The following is a 22,117-nucleotide window of genomic DNA, read 5'->3' on the forward strand; positions in this document are numbered from 1 at the left end:
GCTGCTGGAACTTCAGCAGCTTTCTTCTATACTAAAATGTATCCCCATTTAAAAATAGCGAGCGTAACCACTGTGAAGATTTATCCTTTAGATTAGAAACATACTCCTGGCCACGCCCAGTAGATTGTACAAAACAAAACTCTTCATTGTCTGGGCATAAAAGCCAACGTTCCTCTAGCTTCTTATCAACATTCAAGTAAGTCGGACGATAGTCATCCTCATTAAAGAAGGATGGAACTTTCCATATACTTGGCTTATTTTTATGTAGCTCAGATGAGAGCAACAATTCATTTGTTAATTTGGGAAAGTAGCCACATCCTGGAATATCCATATTATCGAACAATTTATCAGCAGCTAAGTAAAGCGTATTATTTTCCCGTCTCAAAAAATCTTCATCAGAACCATGAGGATGCTCTTCTCTAACCAAGGCCGGTAACTCATCCTTGTTGCTTTTATCAATGACTTTCCCAACCTTTAACCATCCATATATATAATAGGCCCCTTCCGTCCAGGCACCTCTTGGATCCAGAGGGTGTACACGGTTCTTCATCGGTTTAAATCTACTGAAGAATAAAAAAATACTTCCTTCTTTCACTTGATGATTCCTAAGATGTCCAGCCGCAGATTCAGATTGACCAAACGCCCCAAAAGCTGGTCCGTTAGTCAACCATGGACTCTTTCCTAATACAGGATCGTAATGGGCAATAGCATCATTAATGATTTTAAGGGTTTTACGGCTATATCCCATTAATGGGTCTTCGATAAGTTCTCTTAAGTTTTTTGCATCCATTCCTTCAAGATAATTATCTTCAAGTAAAAGCTCATTATATTTAAATCCTCTACTTTTTTCTTTATCTTCCGGTATAGGTAAAACGATATAGTTGCCAGTCTTAGGATCATAAGGTGAGTATCCATATCCAGAAGAAGAGTCAAAACCTTTTCTACTAAGAATTAACTTATCCATTTCAGCCCTCCTTTGGTTTACCCTTTATGGCTCTATTTCTTCATTTAAATTGAATTAATCTTCAACCTCTATTAATAGTATTCTATCCTGGAAAGATCCACATTCCTTTTCTTTTTTCTCTCTTACATTTTCAACTTCCCCTATATCACTTTTATGCATAGCCGCTATATTTTTTATTACCTCAAGAATATCAGCCAATTCCTCAATTGCCTCACTATCCTTTTCGGCTTGTAGATATTCTTCTGTTTCCTCTACTAATTTAGACTTTAAGGCTTGCCGATAGTCCTTTTCATTCAGCGTCCTAGCATTATACTGTTTACCGTTACTTTCAATGATAAGCGGTATTTTATCTCTGACTAATTTATTATATAAAGGCATTATTATCTCCTTTAATTTTATATTCTAGTAAACATATATTCCCAATATAATCAAGATGATTCCTACTATCGTTGTCCCCGCATTTATTTTTCTAATGAGCTGGCGATCTTCCACCAAGGCTTTTTTGACGAAGCCTCTGAATTGTTTGTAATTGAAAACTAGCTGACTTACTTTTACCAGCGTAAGTGTCACAAGTATGGTCAGTAATAACGAATATGGGACAGCGGTAGTCAGCTCCTTGTACCACGTAAAAAAAACTATTCCCAAAGAGATGGCAGCTAGGGCCCATACCCACCTTGGCTTTTTTTCTTTGTAAACTTGATTCAATTCAAATTCATTCCATGATTTCGGTATGAGATGAATGAGTGAACGAATTCCGATCATTAATACACCCCAAACAATACTGAAGATGGCAAAAAAATTCACGGCTATCCCCCACTTTCACGATAAGTATTCTTCACCTCCATTATCTCCTATCAAAGGCCATTTCACGAAAATAATTTTTTCGTTTTTTTGAACATTATCGTTTAATTATACTTTTTTCAACTTTCTCTGTTACCTTAACCATATTCTTCGTCATAAAGCTCGCTTGTTCCCCAAACCGAATATATTTATAGCCGTCTACTTCTGGTGTTTCCTTTTTGGTATAACGATGGATGAAATAGGAGGAACAGCTCATCTCATCAGTACCTGGGAGTTCTTCCACCTTCCATAAGAATAGATGAAGATTCTTCTTGGGGTTATAATCGAACACTCCTAGATCGACCAATTGATCTTCCGGAACAACCAGATTGGTCTCTTCTTTCGCTTCCCGAATACATGTCTCTTTTGGGGTTTCGTCTCGTCCTACCTCTCCTTTAGGCAAATCATAGAACCAATTTCCGGTTGAATGACAGCCGAGGAACTTTTCTCCGTCTGTCAAAATAAGCCCTGCAGATAGCTTCTTCATTATAATTACCTGCTTGTTTGAATTGTTATGTCTTTATTTTACACCTTCCTCTAGAAGCTTCCTAATGGCTTACTAATACTTAGCTAATAAGACTTACCCATCTTTTCGATTAGAGTTTAAAAAGGCTTTCCAAGCTGAAACAGCCTGAAAAGCCTATACTTTCCGTTTTATTTCGAAACTGCCATCATTTCCTTCTCTGCTAGAAGGTCTTCTAAAGCACGATACTCCAGTCTATGAGCATCAGCCACCGCTTCGTATGTAACTATACCGTCAAGTATGTTAATCCCCTTTGCAACTGCAGGATTTTCATGACTCGCTTTGACAAATCCTTTCTTAGCAATTTCGAGCGCATAAGGAACAGTGACATTCGTCAAGCCGATTGTCGAAGTTTTCGGTACGGCTCCAGGCATATTGGCAACTGCATAATGGAGGATACCATGCTTTTCATAGGTGGGATTGTCATGAGTCGTAATGCGGTCACCAGTTTCGAAAATACCGCCTTGATCAATAGCCACGTCTACGATTACGACTCCTTTTTTCATAGTTTTCACCATATCTACTGTAACTAATTTCGGCGCTTTAGCTCCCGGGATTAACACGGTACCGATGACCAGGTCAGCTTCGGCTACCGATTCAGCAATATTCAACGGATTCGACATCAATGTGTTGATATCCTTACCAAATATATCATCCAGTTCACGCAGCCGCTCAGGGTCCAGGTCAAGAATCGTAACATCCGCTCCTAGTCCTACCGCGAGTTTCGCTACATTCGTACCGACTACTCCTCCACCAATAATAGCCACCTTACTGCGCTTGACACCAGGTATACCACTCAACAGGACCCCCTGCCCACCCTTCGGTTTTTCAAGGAACTGGGCTCCGACTTGAGCAGCCATTCTACCTGCAACTTCACTCATCGGAGTCAAAAGAGGAAGGGAACCATTTTCTTTCTGAACCGTTTCATATGCGATAGCCGTCACTTTCTTATCTACCAGCGCTTTCGTCAATTCTGGTTCAGCAGCCAAATGCAGGTAAGTGAAAAGGAGTAATTCTTCGCGGAAGTAGTTATATTCCTCTTGCTGTGGCTCTTTTACTTTCATCACCATATCCGTCATCCATGCTTCCTCTGCTGTAGGGACGATGTTGGCTCCCGCCTGCACATATGCTTCATCCGGAAAACCGGAACCAAAGCCCGCTCCTGCTTCCACATAAACTTCATGTCCGTCAGTAACCAGGTGCAGGACACCGGAAGGAGCCAGCGCTACACGGTTTTCATTATTTTTGATTTCGGTTGGAATACCAATACGCATATTATTCCCTCCTAACTTGTTACTAAATTATTCCCGGCGGTAATCTTCGTTGAACCATTCCATTGATGTTGCATAACCAAGTGAAGCATCGTCATCGGGGAGGTAGTTCGGAATAACCCCTCTTAATACAAAACCATTGTTTGCCTGGAAGGTAAGTACCGGATCATACAGCTCCTTGTTGACCACTTTTTCTGCATATTCCTCAGCAGACATTTCATCCGCATGTTTGTAATAATAAGGAATTCTTCCTCCAATGATGATGCTTTTCAAACCTAAATTTTTGCATACTTTTTTTCTGGCGTCATATAAGCGCCGACCTAATTTCAATTTCCTATAATCAGGATGGACACTGACTTCCACTCCATAGAGATTGACCCCTTCTGGATTATGATTTCGGATATATCCCTTATCTGAAATAGCTTCATAGTCATGCTTATCCTTATAGTCATCAAAGTTGACGATCAAACTGGAACAAGATCCTACGATTTTTCCTTCGTATTCGACACAAAGCTGTCCTTCCGGAAAAATTTCCGCCTGGCTTGCGAAGTGATCACGCTTAAAAGAAATATCCGGACCGAAGCTGTTATCCGATAAAGCTGCCACTTCTTCAATGTCATCTGGTGTAATTTTTCGTATGACAATTCCTTTTTCTAATCCAGGGAAATCAACGTTCGTCATACACTAACCCTTCTCCCTTCCACAATTCTTATTACTTCGCTGTACCTACAGAGACGAACTTCTCTTCCAGATATTCCGTTAATCCTGACCTTCCGCCTTCTTTTCCGATTCCACTTTCCTTGACTCCGCCAAATGGCGCTTGGGCTACAATCGGAGCTGGGTCATTGATACCGACGATGCCATATTCCAACTCCTCCATCATCCGGTAGCCTCTTCCCAGATCATTGGTGAAGCAATAAGCTGCAAGACCGTAGCTGACATGGTTGGCCCGTTCGATGATTTCCTCTTCATCTTTGAAAGTGAAAATAGGAGCTACCGGACCGAATGTCTCTTCGGTAGAGATTTTCATTTGCTCAGTGGCATAATTGATGACTGTCGGTTCGTAAAAAGTCCCGTTTCCATCAGTATCGTAGCGATTACCGCCACAGAGTACTTTTCCATTTCGTTCGACCGCATCGCTGACATGGCTTTCGACTTTTTCTAATGCCTGGGAATTAATAAGTGGTCCTACATCGATTCCAGCTTCAATCCCGTTTCCAATCTTTAGGTTGGATGTCGCTTCAGCAAGCTTTTGCCCAAACTCTTCCGCGATGCTTTCGTGAACATAGACACGGTTAGTGCTGATGCAGGTCTGACCGGAATTTTTGAATTTTGTCCCCAACACACCTTTTATTGCCATCCCGATATCAGCATCTTCAAAAACGATTAACGGCGCATGTCCTCCGAGCTCCATTGATACCTTTTTGACCGTATTGGCTGAATTCCTGAGGAGTAATTTTCCTACAGGTGTCGATCCGGTAAAAGTCAACTTTCGTACATCAGAGCTCTCTGTCATTTCACTTCCGATTTCTTCCGCGTTACCGACTACCAGATTGGCTACACCTTTTGGCAGACCAGCTTCATGGAAACACTCGAACACTTTGATGGCTGATATAGGCGTATCTGGCGCTGGCTTTAATACAACTGTACAGCCAGCAGCAATCGCAGGAGCGATCTTGCGGGTGATCATGGAGACAGGGAAATTCCATGGCGTGATAGCTGCTGTCACTCCGACTGGTTGTCTCAATACCATAAGGTGTTTATTGGGATGGGATGCTGGAATGGTTTCTCCATACACACGCTTTGCTTCTTCTGCATACCATTCCACATAGCTGATCCCCCCTAATACTTCACGTTTGGCATCGGGAAGAGGCTTGCCCATTTCTAGTGTAATCGTTTCTGCTAATTGATCGACTCTTTCTTTCATGATGGCTGCTACTTTAGCGAGATACTTTCCCTTTTCCTGACCAGTTGCTTTTTTCCATGTTTTAAACGCTTCTTTTGCTGCCTGAATCGCTTCTTTCGCCTCCTCTTTCCCACCAGACGCTACAGAGTCGATCAACTCCCCAGTTGCAGGGTTGTATACATCCAATTTGTTTCCTGAATATGCTTCTTTCCATTCCCCATTGATATAAAGCATGTGTCATCCTCCTTGAATTTCTTCAAATTTTTCTTCCGTCGGGTGTCCGACACTCAACCACATTTTGCGTTGCGATAGATTCATAATGATAGAGAATACTGTTTCCATTCTTCTATGCTCAGGGGCACGCTCATTTTCATAGTGGTTGATAGAATTAGGGGCGTTGAACTCATCCGATAACCACCGCTTGAATGATGCTTCATCGATGTTTTGTTTGTTGGCAATTTCAGTATCGATCAACTGCTCAGCCCTTTTTTTGCGAATCATTGAGTCATCGAATACGAATTCATTCATATCGGTCAGATTCTTAGTTATCCGCTCGGAGCATAAATGGTTGGTATGTACAAGCTTCCCATTATCTCCACCTACCATATCGATTCCAAACGGGGATACTTCGATATTGACAGCCATCCCTTTCTGGCCGCCTTCGTCGATACCAATCAGATAACTGGCAGCTGCCGCAATTTTCCCATCTTTGATTTTTGAAATAGCCTCATGTAACGAATAAGAATCTAGTACAGCACGTAACCCAATATGGATTGGTAATTCATCTGACTTTTTGTCAGTCAACAGTGCATTGAAACAGAGGCCGAGCCCGGAAGAGTTGAAGCCGATTTTTCCAATGATACCTCCCTCTGTGACCATGGTGATATCAGGTTTCGATTCCTGTTGGATATCTAACAGGAGCAGGCTATCTTTTTGTGTTCCTTTCCAATCCCAGTTTTGACCGATAATCGTGTCCTGGGTAAGGGGTGGTGCTACTGACATCGCAGTGCAGCCATCTGAAAATACAGCCCCTTTATAGTTTGCAAGTGCAATTTCGCTACGGCTGTTCAAAGCGAGAATATCCTCGAAAGCAACTCCGGCTCCTTCTGCGATTCCTGCCATTTCTTCTATCAAATCAGGATCATATTTCTCAATCGCATAAAGGTGTTCATGTGCAATATCCTTCGCTTCCTCCCAGCTGATTTGTTTATACCCCTGGAACAGCTTTTCATAGGTTTCCAGGCTTTTCAGGACTTCTTGTTTCCCTTTTTTTCCATGCTGCCTTCCTAGTTCTCTTGGAGTACCTTTAAGTTCCAACCTCTTAATCATAGATGCTTGCTCCTTTCCCAACTTCATATTTAACTAGTTATATTAAAGGTGTTTCTTTTCAAAATCAGATATAGAATCATCTATAATTGCAACCATATCCTCTACTTGCCGTTTGTTAATGATCAATGGAGGAGCAATAGCTACAATGTTCCTGCCTACCTGGGAAGCGAGCGGTCTAAGAATCAACTTGCGATTGAAGCATTCTTCTACGACTTCGGTCGATGGAAGGATTGATGAATCAAATGGTATTTCCTCATCACGGTCCTTATACAGTTCAAATCCCGCCAATAAACCAAGCGCACGTGTCTTTGTCACAGTAGGATGTTTGTCTTTCAAATATTCGAATCCAGCGTTCAATTCATGCTCCATACTCTTTACGTTAGCAACAACTTCATCTCTTTCCAGGATTTCTATATTTTTCAGAGCAACCGCACATGCTGTCGGATGGCCGCTATAAGTGAAACCGTGAGCCAGTACTTGATCGTATTGAACTAGCGTGTCCCTGATTTCTTGTTTGATCAAGACACCTCCGAGCTGACTATATCCGCTTGATATCCCTTTTGCTACACACATCAAGTCTGGAACGACATCCCAATTGTCGACACCGAACATTTTTCCAGTACGGCCGAAGCCGCAAATCACTTCATCGGCAATGAATAAAATACCAAACTCATCACACAGTTTTCTTACTGCTTCCAGATAACCATCTGGCGGCATATGCACCCCGCCCGAACCTTGAACTGGTTCCACGATTACTGCCGCAATGGTGTCTGCGCCTTCTTTTTCAACGATATCCCGAATGGATCCTTCATAGTCTGGATGGCTTCTACCCCCTAGCTCACAGTCCGTAAGGTGCGGCTTAGCATGGAAGACATCTGAAATTCCTGAGCTTGAGAACTGGTGGAATAACGGAATAGCAGTAGCTGTCTGCGCCGCAATTGTCACTCCATGATAACCCTGCTTCAAACTGATGATTTTCTTCTTTTCCGGCTTACCTTTCATTGACCAGTAGAACCGCGACAACTTAAAAGCGGTATCATTTGATTCCGATCCTCCTGAAGTGTAGAAAACTGCATTTAAGTCTCCTGGCGCCATCGATGTCATTTTCTCAGCAAGTCGTACAGCCGGCTCATTTGAATACCCGGCAAAGGAAGAACTGAAAGCCAATTTAGTCATCTGCTCTTTGGCTGTATTCGCGAGCTCCTGGTTGCCGTGTCCAAGATTTACATTCCAGAGCATGGAAAGTCCATCGATATATTCGTCCCCTTTCGTATCTTTGACATAAATACCGTTCCCTTCTGTAAATGAAAGTTTCGGTCCCTGCTCTGCATGGATTTTAGGGATGGTGGTTGGATGGAGATAATGTTTTTTATCTAATTCTTCTAAATCTACGAGAGCTGTTGGTGATACAGATAATTGATCTGTCATTGCAAATCCCTCCTAATTGGTTTTCGGTTTCACTTTATACAATGCAAAATCCATGCCAAGTCAAAAAACAAGTAGAGCAGGGGATTATCAATTATGAAAATTCTGATATTTATGCATCTATGCATACCCTATCTTTTGGTGCATAAAAAACGCCCCGTCTCTTATGAAAAGGGATGGGGCTTGGCATCTCACTTATAATTCAATCGTCTCTTTGTTTTTCATGATTTTTTGATATTTACGACTGACTGCCGATTGACTGATACCCAAAGCTGCAGCAGCTTTCGTGGTTGTTTTGTATTTCTTCATCGCCAGCATAATCAATTGTTCTTCCAGATGATCTCGTGCTTCTTGTAGAGGCAGAATTCCAGTGACAACTGGTTTCGCCTGTTTTGTTTCCCCGAACTTCAATGATTGGTTGACAAAGTCGGCTGTAATGACATCATCATCAGCTGTCACGACCAGCCTTTCCATAAGATTTTGCAACTCCCGGACATTTCCCGGCCAATCATATACTTCTAATAAATTAAGAGCCTCCGGCGAAAGATGATATTTTTTATTGTATTTTTCATTTAGCTGCTGAATAAAGTGAAACGCTAATAATGGGACATCTTCCGGCCTCTCCCTGAGTGGGGGAACCTGGATTGGAATAACATTGATACGATAAAACAAATCCTCACGAAAGGTACCATCCGCTACCATCTTTTCTAAGTTACGGTTTGTCGCAGCTATTATTTGGACATCAACAGGAATAGACTGCGTACTACCGACTGGAGTGACTTCTTTTTCCTGCAGGACCCTTAGCAGTTTCACCTGCAGACGCGGTGGGATTTCGCTTATTTCATCAAGAAAAAGAACACCTTGATTTGCTTGCTCAAAATAACCTATTTTTCCTTTTGAATCTGCTCCAGTAAACGCACCTTTGGTATAGCCGAATAGTTCACTTTCTAATAGATCTTCCGTTATTGCTCCACAGTTGAGGGCCAGATATGGTTGGTCTGCACGATTCCCTTCACGGTGGATTGACTTGGCGATCAGTTCTTTTCCCACTCCTGATTCTCCCAGGATCAGTACCGTGGAATTGAAATCTGCCAATTTCCTTGTCCTGTTCATCACTTTTTCCATTTTATTACTACAATAAATAATTTTGTTGGCATAGGCATCCCTATTTTTCAGCTTATCCAACTCTTCCTTATAGTTTTTAGTAAGCCGCTTTGTTTCTCGAAGTTCTGTTTTCAACTTGGTCGTTTCCGTAATATCCCGGGAAGCTATAATAATCCGGTGGACTTCCCCATCGTCATTAAGTACCGGATTGCCGACAGCCAATACATTTTTTCCATCAGGAGTCTGCTGAACGACAGATACTTTTTTCTTCTTTTCTAACACCAGTCTCGTTACTGATGGACTGAAAATACCTCTTTCTTCAAATTCTAACAGGCTTTTCCCAAGCAATTCATTCATATCTTCGACGCCCCAGAAATCAGCTAAAAAATTCTCACTGTAACGAAGTAACTCACCATTCTGATTAACGACAAGGATTTCATCGTACATCGTAGCTAGAATAGCATTCAAATCCGTATTCAGGTTTTTGACATATTCAATTTCCATCGCCATCTCTTCCACCATCGGAAGATCCTGGACGATGATGATCATCCCCTCTACCTGCTTACCGTCTTTCAAAATCGGACTGTAATCGACCAGCACCCCCATATCATCAGTGATATGGATTTGGTTTAACATTGTTTCCCCAGAGTCAAGAACCTTATTAATATGCTCCTGATTGAATATCACACCAGCCTTGTTATTGATTACTTCCTCGTAAGAAGATTTGATCATCTTCAATCCCGATTCATTACAGTTGACAATTTTAGTATCTTCATTGATGACGAACACACCCATTGGAATCGAGGACAGCATGACTTTCAATAGGTTGAGATTCGGGTTATCCTGACGGAATAGTTCTACGAGGGCATCTTCTCTACGGACATATCCAATCCATTCATCAGTTTCGTTTTTGATTAATGTTATATGCTCCCCAAGAACCTGGAATATGAACGGCAGTGAGACAGGCTGTTCCATTTTCCATTCCCCGACATTGGATATCGGAACAGCATGCACTTCGAGATCTTTTGTCGTGAACGCTGGTCCTGTCAGCTGCTTTTTATCTAAATCATCGAGGTATACATATGCGACTACCTCTTCATTTTTCGTCAAAAATACGAACGGCTCATCGGTTTCTGATAAACGTGTCTTCCAATCACGATCCAGAGGGTCGAGGGAAAGATAAGTGAGAGGTATTAATTTGTCAGTGATTGAATGGTTCATTTGTTTATCTCCTTCCCGTGATTCTGACTGTTTCTGTATCTATTATACCAATTTAAAATAAAATTCGGAAAATTACCACGGGGCGTACAGCGGAAAAGGGAAGCCACAGTAGATACACTGTACTTCCCCAAGCTTTTTCTATTCAGTCACTTCCACTTATGACCACATCTTCCTGGAGTTGAGCCATCACCATCCCGGCAATCACCTCTTCTCCTTCACTTACCTCTAATGAATGAACTAATCCACTAACACCGATCGCCACATTTTCCAGTTCGCCATTTTCAGTACGAATCTTGAATAAGGATTCCCATTCATATACCCTGCTTCTCTCTCCTATAGAAATCTCTTCTACAACCCCTTCACAGGGGCTGACGACCAATTCATAACCATGCATAACCTTGGATTCCTCCCTATTGAAAGCGCTATCTAAATTGATTAAGCTTGTGCACTTCTCTTGCTTTGAAATTCGATGTTCATATTACTTTCTTTTTCAGGTAAATATTCGATCTTGATATTCAGATAGCCATAAATGACTGCAATGATTGGGCTAATGAGGGATAAAAACGCAAAAGGAGCATAGCTTAGTGCGGATACACCAAGTGTGGCAAACATGAAAGCCCCACAGGTGTTCCAAGGAACCAAAGGAGATGTCATCGTTCCGGCATCTTCGATTGTCCTGGATAGATTTTTCGGATGGAGATTTCGATCTTTATATGCTTTAGAATACATACGCCCTGGTAATATGATCGCAAGATACTGGTCACATGCAATGATGTTTGCAGCAACACAAGTCGCCACCGTTGTAGCTATTAAGCTTCCCGTTTTCTTGGCATAGGATAATAGTGCCAAAACAATCGCTTCCAGTATTCCAGCTTTCTCCAAAATACCGCCAAATGACATGGCAATCAATATCAACGCCACCGTATACATCATGCTCTCCATTCCACCGTTATTAAGAAGGTTGTCTACTACTTCAATACCAACTTCTTTGGAAAAACCATAATACATAACACTCAACGCTTCACCTGGAGCCACACCCTGAAAGCCAATGGCGAAAACAACACCGATCAGTGCGCCAATTGTAAGGCCTGGTATTGCAGGCATTTTGAAGACCATCATGACTATGACGGCTACTGGAGCTAATAAAAGCCATGGAGAAATTACAAAAATATCATTCAATTGATTTTGTAGAGCTTGGACTTCTGCAATACTTGATTGTGTTTCAGAAAATTGCAGTCCAAGTATGGTGTATAAAATTAACGCAATAACAAGAGCCGGTATCGTCGTGTACATCATGTGCTTGATATGTTCGAACAGCTCTGCTCCAGTAATACCAGGTGCCATGTTTGTCGTCTCAGATAATGGGGAAACTTTGTCTCCAAAGTACACCCCAGAGATGACTGCACCGGCAACCATCGCCAAATCTACACCAAGTCCTTGACCGATTCCCATAATAGCGATACCGATTGTCCCTGCTGCCGTCCACGCATTTCCCGAGGCTAACGCAACTACTGCAGAAATTGCACAAGCAGATACAAGGAAGTATGTAGGCGATAACAACGACAATCCATAATAAATCATCGTCGGTACAATACCTGCAGCTATCCAGGTACCAATAATTGCCCCGATGATTAGTAAAATGATGACCGCTTGCATCGATAACCGGATGGTATTAAGAAATGAGGTTTCGATATCATTCCAGGTATGGCCAAGCCACAAAGCAACGATGGTAGCTACGACTGCACTTAACAATAATGGAACGTGGGGATCGAGACCAAACTCCGCAATACCCACATACAACGATACAATCATAAAGGCAATCGGTATCATCGCTACTTTAAGTGATGGTGTTTTTACCGCCTTCTTATTAAACTTTCCATTCACTATAAATCCCTCTCTCTATTAGTTTTTCGTATCCTGAAGGTAATCAGGACCGATCACTTAACTAATATGCAAGATACATGCCAATTCTATTTATTCGATTTATTCGCTATTTTCAGATAAATTAAAAGGCTTTTCTACCCACTTTTGCATAAGTTTATTTAAAAATTCATAATTTTTTTATTATATTATCTGATAAAATCGATATTAACAAAGGAAATAATATACATACGCAGACTGAAGTCCATTAAAGAAACCGCTGAACATATTCGTTCACCGGTCTCTTACTCTTAAGAGAGTTGTATATTATACAAAAAATAAAAAAGTTAACTTGCACTTTCTGCTTAAATCAGAAATAGTCCATTCGTGATTCAAGTTGCTTCTTTTTAGGAGTAATAATTTTCAGTATACCATCGTGATAAGTCGTTTTCGTTTCTTCTTCAGAAACGATGAACGGCAACGTCAACGATCGTTCCGCTTTTTGCAGTGACTGTTCTTTATAATAATGGTTACTGTTTTCATCAATCGTTTCTGTGATTTCTTTTTTCTCCGCAGAGATCCATATTTGGTTTCCGGAGATTTCAACTTTTATTTGGTCTTTGTTGTAACCAGACAGCTGTGCTTCTACCACCACTTCAGAGGATGTTTCGTGGATATCGATCGGAATTGTTTCATGATTTAAAAACGGTTTCAGCTGTTGCATGGATTTATCAAAAAAATTCTCAACGGATCTTAGGAATTCATAAAATGAGTCATCAAAGATATTAGGCAGGTTGCTTTTCTTCTTGGAAGCCAATGGTGTCCACCCCTTTCGTTTACTCACTTCAATCTATGTGAAATGGGCAGAAGTGTAATGGGCACCTAGCAAAATTGGGCGTTATTAAACAAAAAGAACCAAGCCGACGCTTTTAAGAGCATCGACTTAGTCCTTTTACAAGGTTCCTTACAGGCCAATCGAAATATATTTTGTTTCTAAGTATTCTTCAATACCGAAGTGTCCGCCTTCTCTTCCTAGTCCGCTTTCTTTGAAGCCGCCAAATGGCGCCTGTGCAGCTGAAGGGGCCCCGTCGTTCAAACCAACAATGCCATAGTCCAGTTTTTCAGATAATGTCAAAGCTTTACTTAGATTTTCGGTGAAAAGGTAAGCAGCAAGGCCAAATGGTGTATCGTTGGCCCGTTTGATCGCTTCGTCTTCATCCGTGAAAGTAGATACGGGCACAACTGGCCCAAAGGTTTCTTCACTCATACACAGCATTGTATCTTCAGCATTTGTCAATACCGTAGGTTCAATGAAGTAGCCGCTGTCTGACTCAAACCCTTTCCCACCGACCACAACTTCGGCACCATTTTTGACAGCATCATCAATATGTTGGGTCACCTTTTCATAGGCATCCTGGTCGATCAATGGCCCGATATCCGTCTGTTCATCCAGACCATCACCCACCTTTAATTTCTCGACGGCTTCCTTCAATTTCTGGGTGAATGGTTCCAGAATGTCTTCATGCACATAGAATCGGTTTGAACAGATACATGTCTGTCCAGCATTGCGGAATTTAGAGGCAATCGCACCGGCTACTGCTTTATCAAGGTCCGCATCTTTCAGAACAACAAAAGGTGCCTGTCCACCAAGTTCAAGAGAAATCCGTTTCATCGTGTCGGCAGATTGTTTCATCAATACTTTTCCTACTTCCGTAGAACCGGTAAAAGACAGTTTGTGAACACGTGAATCAGATAACCATACTTCACTGATTGTCCTTGCACTACCCGTTATAATATTGATTAGTCCTGCCGGTGCTCCTGCTTCAATAGCAAGTTCTACCAGTCGAAGTGCTGTCAAAGGTGTTTGACTGGCAGGTTTGATCAATACGGTACACCCTGCAGCAATAGCTGGCGCGACTTTCCTTGTGATCATCGCAGCCGGGAAGTTCCACGGGGTGATCGCTGCCATGACGCCGACCGGCTGTTTTTGGACAAGGATACGTTTATTGCGTTTCGAAGCCGGGATGGTTTCGCCATAAATCCGTTTCGCTTCTTCAGCGTACCAGGCTACAAAGTCATTAGCGTAATTAATTTCTCCTAAAGCTTCTTTTAATGGTTTTCCTTGTTCTTTCGTCATGGTTTCTGCCAATTCTTCCTTATGTTGTTCAATCAATTCGTACCAGCGCCACAGGAAAGCGGCTCGTTCATTCGCGGTCGTTTCTTTCCATTGATGGAACTGTTCATATGCCGCATCGATGGCAAGCTTCGCTTCTTTTTCTCCTGCATTTGGTACAGAATCGAGTCGCTCCTGATTGATTGGATTCGTAACATCGAAAGTGGCATCTGTAGTGTAAGGTTTCCCATTTATAAAATTATCCATTGTATTCCTCCTCGTTATAATGCTTCTTTTTCTTGTTCCACACTTTCTTCATATTTGCCATTTTTCATATTTATAAAGAAATAAACTCCTAAAATGGTCCAAGCTGCAAAAAGGAACCATTCATACGGCCAGACGAGCGCCGCTGGCATCCCTGGAAAATATAAAGTAATGAACCCAAAGCTCAAAACCAGTGCCAGATAGCCATAAATCGGTGATTTTCCAGCCTGGAATGGACGCTTCATTTCAGGTGCTTTCTTTCTCAGAACGATAAAAGATAAAGCGACAAAGAAGTAAGCTACTACAATTCCCAAACCACCAGCATCAACAAACCATACTAACGCGGACCTGCCCAGCAGAGGTGCCAGCATAGAAAGGACACCGATGAAGAGAATCCCATTGGATGGGGTGTTGTATTTCGGGTGTAGTTTACCGAACCAAGCGGGAAGCATCCCTGATTCCGCCATAGCGTAAAGTACCCGGCTGCCGCCGATGATGAAAGAGTTCCAGCTAGTAATGATCCCTGCCACACCACCGATAATCAATAGCTGAGCAAAGAATTGTGAACCAAACAATGAAGCGATGGCATCTGCAGTAGCCAGTTCAGAACCGGCAAGCTGTGTCTGGTCCAGCCCAAGTGCAACGCCAATAGCAATTGCCAGGTAAAAGACGACTGCACCCACAACAGAAATGACCAGGAGCTTACCAATTTGTCTTTGGGGAAGTTTAGCTTCTTCCGCCACCTGAGGGATGACATCAAAGCCGACAAATAAGAACGGAACCATCACCAATACCGTCACCATTCCGCCCATTCCACCCACAAAGAATGGAGACAAGTTAGCCGGTTCCCCGTGAAGACCAGAGCCAAAAATCAACAACAGGCCGACTCCGACAATCATTAGGGTGAAGAACGTCTGCATAGCAGCGGCCTGCTTTACCCCAATGTAATTGATTACCGTAATGATCAATGCTCCTACGGAACCGATCAATACCCAGTTTAAGTGGACGTCCCACCCTGCAATGGTCCATAAATAACCCATCTGATAGTTCGGAAGCAAATAGTCAACAACCGTCGGCAGAGCAACAGCTTCAAATGTTGCTACCGAAATATATCCTAACGTTATCGCCCAGGAAGCCACGAAGGACATGTTTTTGCCAAGCGCTCTGTGGACATATTCATGCTCCCCGCCTACTTTCGGCATGGCAGAGGCTAATTCTGCATAGTTCAGACCGACAAATACAACCAGCAGCCCGCCGATAGCAAACGCGATCACTGCCCCCATGGATCCGGCGGATGTAATCCATGTCCCAGACAGGACGACCCATCCCCAGCCAAGCATGGCTCCCAGGGCCAGGAATAGTAAATCGAATTTGGACAATACTTTTTTCAATTGTTTCTCTTCTTTCATCAAAACACTCCTTTGTTGTTATACAGAAACCTGCGAGTTGTCTTTCCAAACAGCTTTTACAGAACTTTGGATAATCTCCAGGCCTTCTTCCAATTCTTCGTCTGTGATAACCAATGGCATTAAGAAGCGGATAACATTGTTATAAACCCCGGCTCCTAATACCAGCAGGCCTTGTTGTTGAGCGTGGGAAATCATTTGTCCGGCAAGTGCTTTATCAGGCGTTTTATTTTCTTTATCGCTGACGATTTCAACAGCAACCATAGCACCTAAACCTCGAATATCACCGATACAATCGACTTCTTCAGATAATTTAATGAATGTGTCTTTCACTTTGTTGCCAATCTCATCGGCGCGTTGGTTCAGTCCTTCTTCCTCGATGATGTCAATAGCGGCAAGCGCAGCACGGCAGCCTAATGGGTTACCACTATAGGTTCCGCCTAATTCACCGGCATTGGCAGCATCCATGATTTCCTGTCTTCCAATGACACCACTGATTGGGGTACCTGCTCCTAATGATTTAGAAACGGTAATAAGATCAGGGACGATGTCATAATGGTCCATGGCAAAATATTTGCCCGTCCGGCCAAAGCCCGTCTGAATTTCATCTGCTACAAACAAAATGCCATGCTGATTGCAAAGTTCCCTCACTGCCTGGACAAACCTCTTGTCAGGTACGATGAACCCGCCTTCCCCTTGGACCGGCTCCATGACAACAGCAGCAATCGTCTCCGGCGCAACTTCTTTAATGAGGAAATCGTTGAATTGCTCGATCATAAAGTCAACATAGGCTTCTTCGCTCATCTCTTTTGGGCGACGGTAAGCATATGGGAATGGTGCTTTATATACTTCCGGTGCAAATGGACCGAATTCATATTTGTAAGGTTTTACCTTGCTCGTCATGGACATCGTCATCAACGTCCGCCCGTGGAAAGCGTTTGCAAAAGTCACAACTCCTTGCCTTCCCGTATACTTCCTGGCTACTTTCACCGCATTTTCAACCGCTTCTGCTCCACTGTTTTGAAGAAGCACTTTTTTGGCATGGCTGCCTGGTGATAATTCTGCCAGCTTTTCCGCTAATGCAATGTAAGGCTCGTACATCATGACATTGAAGCCGGTGTGAATGAATTTATCCACTTGATCGTGAAGCGCTTCTGTCACTTTCGGATGGCAATGACCGACATTAATCGTTCCGATTGCTCCAGCAAAATCGATGAATGTATTGCCATCGACATCTGTCACCTTGGCTCCCTCTGCCTTTGCTGCGAAAGTCGGAATCCCATAACTGACAGCGTTTGGAACAATCTGGTGACGACGCTCCAGCAGATCACTGGCAAGCGGTCCTGGTAAATTTGTTTTAACTGAAGCATGATTTGACATTACAATCTCCCCTTTACTTAATTAAAAATTGATGTTCGATATGATAAGTCTTTTGACAAATCTCCTAAGGTGGACAATAAATGAGTTTCTATGGCACTTCTCGCTTTGTTGACATCCCTTTTTCTGAATGCTTCAATGATTTTTTTATGTTCAGATGCAGACTTTACCTCATCCATAGGGGTCGAGTAGAATTCATCTTTTAAAATCAAGTAGCCATCCGACCATTGGTTGAGTGTCTCTATTTGCTGTAATAAAAACTTGTTGCCTGAAATTTTAGCCGGATAGGTGTGAATACAAGCATTCACCTGCATAAATGCCTCAAAATCTTTCTTTTCATAGGCGTCCAACTCTTCTTTCACTAGCTGTTCCATAGCAGCGATGTGCTGGACTGACAGATGGGGGACTGCTAATTGAGCAGCATACTGTTCCAACACTACACGTAGATGGAAGACATCCTCCAGTTCTTTGTTGGAAGGGTTATACACGACAGCACCCTTGTTCGGCACTAATTCAATCAGCCCTTCATTTTCCAAACGTTTAAATGCTGCACGAATCGGAGTACGACTCATCTCCAGCTCTTTACTTACCCAATCCTCTGTCACACGTTGACCAGGATTCAGTTTCTTCAGCATGATCGCCCGCTTCACTTTTTCATAAGCCAGCTCTTCGTTATTCTTCTTGTTTTTCATAATTAACCCACCATTGTATCCTCAGATTGTATACAATCTTTCTAAGTTATATATCATTCTAACGTAACAAATATCATTTTTCTAGTTATTTTTCAGAAAAAAATAATAATTCTATGGATTGTGAATGTTAAGCATATTATAAAAGTAAAGGCTCTTCATACTGTCAAAAGTATGAAAAGCCTGCCATCATTCCTATTAAACTTCATCCAATTATGATTCTTCTATTCCACACCAATCTACCAAAGTTAATGCCATTATTTCTGCTACTTCAAACACTTTATCCAGCTCAATATATTCGTTCGGGAAGTGAGCCATCCCGGTTACTCCTGGTCCAAAAACCAAGGAAGGGGTGCTTCCAACTTCCGTTAATAACCCGCCGTCTGTTCCCCAGGGGGAAGCTTCAACGATCGGTTCTTCATCTAAAACATCACGATACGTGGAGACGAGCGTATTCATTAGCTTATGCTCAAGATCAATAGATCCAGGCAGCCAGCGGGCCCCAAACCATTCAAGCCTTACAGGGGATTCTTCAAACCAGGGATTAACTTCTTTCAATTTTTCCAGCCATTCTTCCATCTCAGCCTTGGCATTTTCCATCGTTTCCTCTGGAGAAATTCCCATCCGCCCTTCAATTTTCACTAAGTCAGCTACGGAAGAAGGCCAGTCTCCTCCTTCAATCTTGCCAACATTAATAGGGATAGGGATTGGAATGTTTTGATATAAAGGATCAGAGATACGGTCATTTCGCTTCTTTTCCAACTGTCTGATATGGTCCACTACAGCCAGGCTCTTTTCAATTGCACTGACCCCTTGATAACGAGTACCGCCATGAGCTGAACGTCCTTTCACATGAACACGGAACCACATAGAACCTTGCTGTTTAGGGAAGACCTTCATATTTGTAGGCTCCGGAATAATAGCTGCATCGGCTTTGTATCCTTTAAGGACAGCGGCGAGCGTACCAGAACCACCACTTTCTTCTTCGACTACACTTTGAAAGATGACGTCTCCTTTTAATTGAATCCCAATATTCTGAAGGGCTTTTATGGCAAGAAGCATGGCTACATTGCCACCCTTCATATCCGTTACTCCACGCCCGTACATTTTTCCGTCGACTACTTTCCCACTATAAGGGTCAAAATCCCACTGCTCGCGATCCCCTGCGGGTACTACATCAATATGGCCGTTAAAAATGATGGACCGGCCATCTCCTGTGCCTTTCTGTACCCCTACGACATTTGGACTGCCATTAAAATTATCCCTTGAGGACGCGAAATAAGGATGCTTACTTAACGATTCACCATCAGGGTCCCATCTATCCACGTCTAAACCCAGCTCATTCAGCGTATCTATTACAATCTGTTGCGCCTCTGCTTCATTCCCTTGTGTACTATCTGCCTGGACAAGGCTTTGAAGCAGATTTATCCCTTCCTCTTGATGGTCGGTGAGCCATTGATGGACTTCACTTTTGATATTTTCCTTTAGTTGTGCCAATTGCTCTCTCACCTCTCGACATTCATATTTTCATAGATGATGCTGATTCCCATTCCACCTGCCATACAGGCAGTGACTAATCCATATTTCACATTTGAGCGAAGCATTTCATTCACTAAAGTAACCGTCAGCTTAGCTCCTGTAGCGCCAACGGGATGCCCTAATGCAATAGCTCCTCCATTCACATTGACAATGGCTGGATCAAGCTCTAAATCCTTGACGACGGACAGGGACTGGGCGGCAAATGCTTCATTCAGTTCGATTCGGCCAATATCCGATAACGTCAACCCGGCTTTATCCAGTGCTTTCTTTGTAGCGGGCACAGGTCCGATTCCCATGACGTGGGGATCCACCCCTGCACTAGCATAAGCTTTTACCTTGACCAAAGGACTCAGCCCGTGTTCCTTCGCTTTAGATTCTGACATCATCAACACCGCAGCTGCTCCATCATTCATCGGACATGCATTTCCGGCAGTTATCGTGCCGTCTTTTTGAAAAACGGGTTTCAGCTTCAGTCTTGCTAATAAGCTTCGCCCACACCATTCAAAAATTGACCAGGACATGAAGGCAAATGAAGAAGAGCCGCCTGCTGACGAAGACTTACAAGCAGCTGCAGACGAAGCTAAAATCGCAGCTGGCGAGGCTGTAACTGCCTTGGAAGGTTTCGAAATTAACGGTGAACTTCCTGACGATCTCAAGGAGCAATATACAAGTGCGCTTGATTCATTATGGTGAAGTGCAAAGCACTTTGGAAAGTTCACCTAAGAAGGCAGACTTGTCAGAGGCTCAAAATCATTTTGACCAGTTCCAGGAGAAGCTGGACAAGATTTATGAAGATGCTGGTTTGATCCCTACTAACATGAGTGCTGAATTAAGCTAAGATAATGAATAAACCCGGAAACTGTCCATTGGGGTCAGTCTCCGGGTTTTCCTATATCATCAAACCAACGGAATATCTTCACGTAAAATATATGCTGAATTATGACGTAAAAAACCAGGCCGCTGCATGATAGCGTTGACCTGGCTTGTTTCTATATTTATAAGATTCCGATAGCTGCCAGCAAGATGACAACTGCAACAGAGATGACCGGAATCAGGACGGCTACTACAAAGATATCTTTATAGCTGTCTTTATGGGTCATGCCCGTAATCGCGAACAACGTCAATACCGCACCGTTATGCGGCAGGGCATCAAGACCCCCGGATGACAAGGAAGCAATTCGGTGGAAGGCTTCCGGGCTGATACCGGTGTTCTGTGCGATTTCATAATACTTCGAGCCGAGTGCTTCCAGTGCGATTCCCATCCCCCCAGATGCGGAACCGGTAGCACCGGCAAGGATGTTGACGGCGATTGCTTCAGAAATGAGCGGATGTCCTTTGACTCCCATCAACAATTCGGTCAGACGTTCAAACCCTGGGACTTCACGTACTACGGTACCGAAACCAACGGCAGCACTAGTGTTGATGATGGCAATAACAGAGCCGTTTGCCCCTTTGTTCATGGAAGTAATGAATCGCTTGAATTTTGTCGGATTCAATACCATGATTAATAAAATACCTGCAATCAAGGCCGCGACGACATCCCATCCGAAAACATTCAAAGTTATAAGTACAGTCAAAAGTGGTAATATAGACAGGATGAAATTAGGATCGTCCTCTTCTTCAACTTTCATCATATTTTTATCATTTGGCTCGGTGAAGACTTCCCCTCTTTTGGTCAGTTTCTTCTCCTGCCATCTTAAGTAAAAATATCCCCCGACTGCCATGATAATCGCTGCAATGATACCCATAGCAGGTGCAGCCATAGCGTCTGTCTGGAAATATTGCATCGGGATCAGATTCTGAATCTGCGGTGTTCCCGGGATGGCGGTCATCGTAAAGGTAAAGGCCCCTAACGCGACAGTTGCCGGGATCAGTTTCCTGGAGATATTCGCCTCACGGAACAGCGATAGAGCAAGTGGATAGACAGCGAAAACAACAACGAACAAGCTGACGCCTCCGTAAGTCAATACTGCTGCGGATGCCAGCACTCCTAGGATGGCACGCTTTGTTCCAATCAGTTTTGTCAATGCGACCGCGACAGACCGGGCCATGCCGGTGTCTTCCATCAGTTTCCCAAAAATAGCCCCAAGCATGAAGACAGGGAACCATGCTTTAGCAAAATCTACGAACCCGCCCATATACGTATCTTTATAGGCTTCTAACAAATCAAGGCCGCCTGTGACCGCTACGACTCCCGCAGCGATCGGGGCTACCCAGATGATGGACCAGCCGAGATAGGCCAATGCCATCAACACAATGAGACCTAATAATATTCCAAACATGTTG

The 22,117-nt window shown here is 43.0% G+C and carries 21 protein-coding genes and 1 pseudogene; 2 read left to right on the plus strand and 20 right to left on the minus strand.

Annotated features, from left to right (window positions below; genetic code table 11):
- Positions 1-31: 31 nt before the first annotated feature.
- The 19 genes and pseudogenes from BLV00_RS05405 to BLV00_RS05495 form a co-directional block, all read right to left on the minus strand.
- Entirely contained in the window at positions 32-964 is a 933-nt protein-coding gene (locus BLV00_RS05405) for an Nmad3 family putative nucleotide modification protein (protein ID WP_093043200.1), read from the minus strand.
- A 54-nt stretch (positions 965-1,018) separates the two neighbouring features.
- Complete coding sequence (locus tag BLV00_RS05410; protein WP_093043202.1) at positions 1,019-1,342, minus strand: nucleoside triphosphate pyrophosphohydrolase; 324 nt, start codon at positions 1,340-1,342, stop codon at positions 1,019-1,021.
- A gap of 24 nt (positions 1,343-1,366) precedes the next feature.
- Complete coding sequence (locus BLV00_RS05415; RefSeq protein WP_093043204.1) at positions 1,367-1,768, minus strand: hypothetical protein; 402 nt, start codon at positions 1,766-1,768, stop codon at positions 1,367-1,369.
- A gap of 94 nt (positions 1,769-1,862) precedes the next feature.
- Positions 1,863-2,291 (minus strand): NUDIX hydrolase, encoded by a 429-nt coding sequence (locus tag BLV00_RS05420; RefSeq protein ID WP_093043207.1) that lies wholly within the window; start codon positions 2,289-2,291, stop codon positions 1,863-1,865.
- A gap of 167 nt (positions 2,292-2,458) precedes the next feature.
- A complete protein-coding gene (gene ald, locus BLV00_RS05425) occupies positions 2,459-3,601 on the minus strand; it encodes an alanine dehydrogenase (RefSeq protein WP_093043209.1) in 1,143 nt (380 codons plus the stop codon).
- Between the two features lie 27 nt (positions 3,602-3,628).
- Positions 3,629-4,279 (minus strand): GNAT family N-acetyltransferase, encoded by a 651-nt coding sequence (locus BLV00_RS05430; RefSeq protein ID WP_093043211.1) that lies wholly within the window; start codon positions 4,277-4,279, stop codon positions 3,629-3,631.
- A 31-nt stretch (positions 4,280-4,310) separates the two neighbouring features.
- Positions 4,311-5,738 carry an NAD-dependent succinate-semialdehyde dehydrogenase gene (locus BLV00_RS05435; protein ID WP_093043213.1) on the minus strand — a complete coding sequence of 476 codons (1,428 nt, stop codon included), beginning with the start codon at positions 5,736-5,738 and terminating at the stop codon, positions 4,311-4,313.
- Positions 5,739-5,741: 3 nt separating this feature from the next.
- Positions 5,742-6,833 carry a C45 family autoproteolytic acyltransferase/hydrolase gene (locus BLV00_RS05440; protein WP_093043215.1) on the minus strand — a complete coding sequence of 364 codons (1,092 nt, stop codon included), beginning with the start codon at positions 6,831-6,833 and terminating at the stop codon, positions 5,742-5,744.
- Positions 6,834-6,875: 42 nt separating this feature from the next.
- On the minus strand, positions 6,876-8,261 hold the full coding sequence (locus BLV00_RS05445) for an aminotransferase family protein (protein WP_093043217.1): 1,386 nt from the start codon (positions 8,259-8,261) through the stop codon (positions 6,876-6,878).
- Between the two features lie 192 nt (positions 8,262-8,453).
- Positions 8,454-10,583: a sigma 54-interacting transcriptional regulator gene (locus tag BLV00_RS05450; RefSeq protein WP_093043219.1), complete on the minus strand. Its 2,130-nt coding sequence runs from the start codon at positions 10,581-10,583 to the stop codon at positions 8,454-8,456.
- 142 nt (positions 10,584-10,725) lie between these two features.
- Positions 10,726-10,977 (minus strand): biotin/lipoyl attachment domain-containing protein, encoded by a 252-nt coding sequence (locus BLV00_RS05455; RefSeq protein ID WP_093043221.1) that lies wholly within the window; start codon positions 10,975-10,977, stop codon positions 10,726-10,728.
- 41 nt (positions 10,978-11,018) lie between these two features.
- Positions 11,019-12,467 (minus strand): Na+/H+ antiporter NhaC, encoded by a 1,449-nt coding sequence (gene nhaC, locus BLV00_RS05460; RefSeq protein ID WP_245728834.1) that lies wholly within the window; start codon positions 12,465-12,467, stop codon positions 11,019-11,021.
- A 346-nt stretch (positions 12,468-12,813) separates the two neighbouring features.
- Positions 12,814-13,287: an Hsp20/alpha crystallin family protein gene (locus BLV00_RS05465; RefSeq protein WP_143030682.1), complete on the minus strand. Its 474-nt coding sequence runs from the start codon at positions 13,285-13,287 to the stop codon at positions 12,814-12,816.
- A gap of 120 nt (positions 13,288-13,407) precedes the next feature.
- Positions 13,408-14,823, minus strand: coding sequence for an NAD-dependent succinate-semialdehyde dehydrogenase (locus BLV00_RS05470; RefSeq protein ID WP_093043225.1), 1,416 nt, complete (start codon positions 14,821-14,823; stop codon positions 13,408-13,410).
- 14 nt (positions 14,824-14,837) lie between these two features.
- Positions 14,838-16,229, minus strand: a complete 1,392-nt coding sequence (locus BLV00_RS05475; protein ID WP_093043227.1) for an APC family permease — start codon at positions 16,227-16,229, stop codon at positions 14,838-14,840.
- 18 nt (positions 16,230-16,247) lie between these two features.
- Positions 16,248-17,606: a 4-aminobutyrate--2-oxoglutarate transaminase gene (gene gabT, locus BLV00_RS05480; protein WP_093043229.1), complete on the minus strand. Its 1,359-nt coding sequence runs from the start codon at positions 17,604-17,606 to the stop codon at positions 16,248-16,250.
- 17 nt (positions 17,607-17,623) lie between these two features.
- Entirely contained in the window at positions 17,624-18,295 is a 672-nt protein-coding gene (locus tag BLV00_RS05485) for a GntR family transcriptional regulator (protein WP_093043231.1), read from the minus strand.
- 210 nt (positions 18,296-18,505) lie between these two features.
- Positions 18,506-19,768: a peptidase gene (locus BLV00_RS05490; RefSeq protein ID WP_093043424.1), complete on the minus strand. Its 1,263-nt coding sequence runs from the start codon at positions 19,766-19,768 to the stop codon at positions 18,506-18,508.
- A 29-nt stretch (positions 19,769-19,797) separates the two neighbouring features.
- Positions 19,798-20,301: pseudogene (locus tag BLV00_RS05495) on the minus strand (thiolase family protein); the annotation flags it as partial.
- A gap of 49 nt (positions 20,302-20,350) precedes the next feature.
- Between BLV00_RS05495 and BLV00_RS21890 the strand changes: the two are divergent.
- Both BLV00_RS21890 and BLV00_RS21895 read left to right on the plus strand, forming a co-directional pair.
- Complete coding sequence (locus BLV00_RS21890; protein WP_176791334.1) at positions 20,351-20,524, plus strand: hypothetical protein; 174 nt, start codon at positions 20,351-20,353, stop codon at positions 20,522-20,524.
- Complete coding sequence (locus BLV00_RS21895; protein ID WP_176791336.1) at positions 20,502-20,669, plus strand: hypothetical protein; 168 nt, start codon at positions 20,502-20,504, stop codon at positions 20,667-20,669. Before BLV00_RS21890 ends, BLV00_RS21895 begins: the two co-directional genes overlap by 23 nt.
- 157 nt (positions 20,670-20,826) lie before the next feature.
- Here the strand turns inward: BLV00_RS21895 and BLV00_RS05500 are convergent, their stop codons facing one another.
- Entirely contained in the window at positions 20,827-22,113 is a 1,287-nt protein-coding gene (locus tag BLV00_RS05500; RefSeq protein ID WP_093043233.1) for a GntP family permease, read from the minus strand.
- Between the last annotated feature and the right edge of the window lie 4 nt (positions 22,114-22,117).

Source organism: Thalassobacillus cyri, assembly GCF_900107755.1.
Taxonomy (GTDB): domain Bacteria; phylum Bacillota; class Bacilli; order Bacillales; family Halobacillaceae; genus Thalassobacillus; species Thalassobacillus cyri.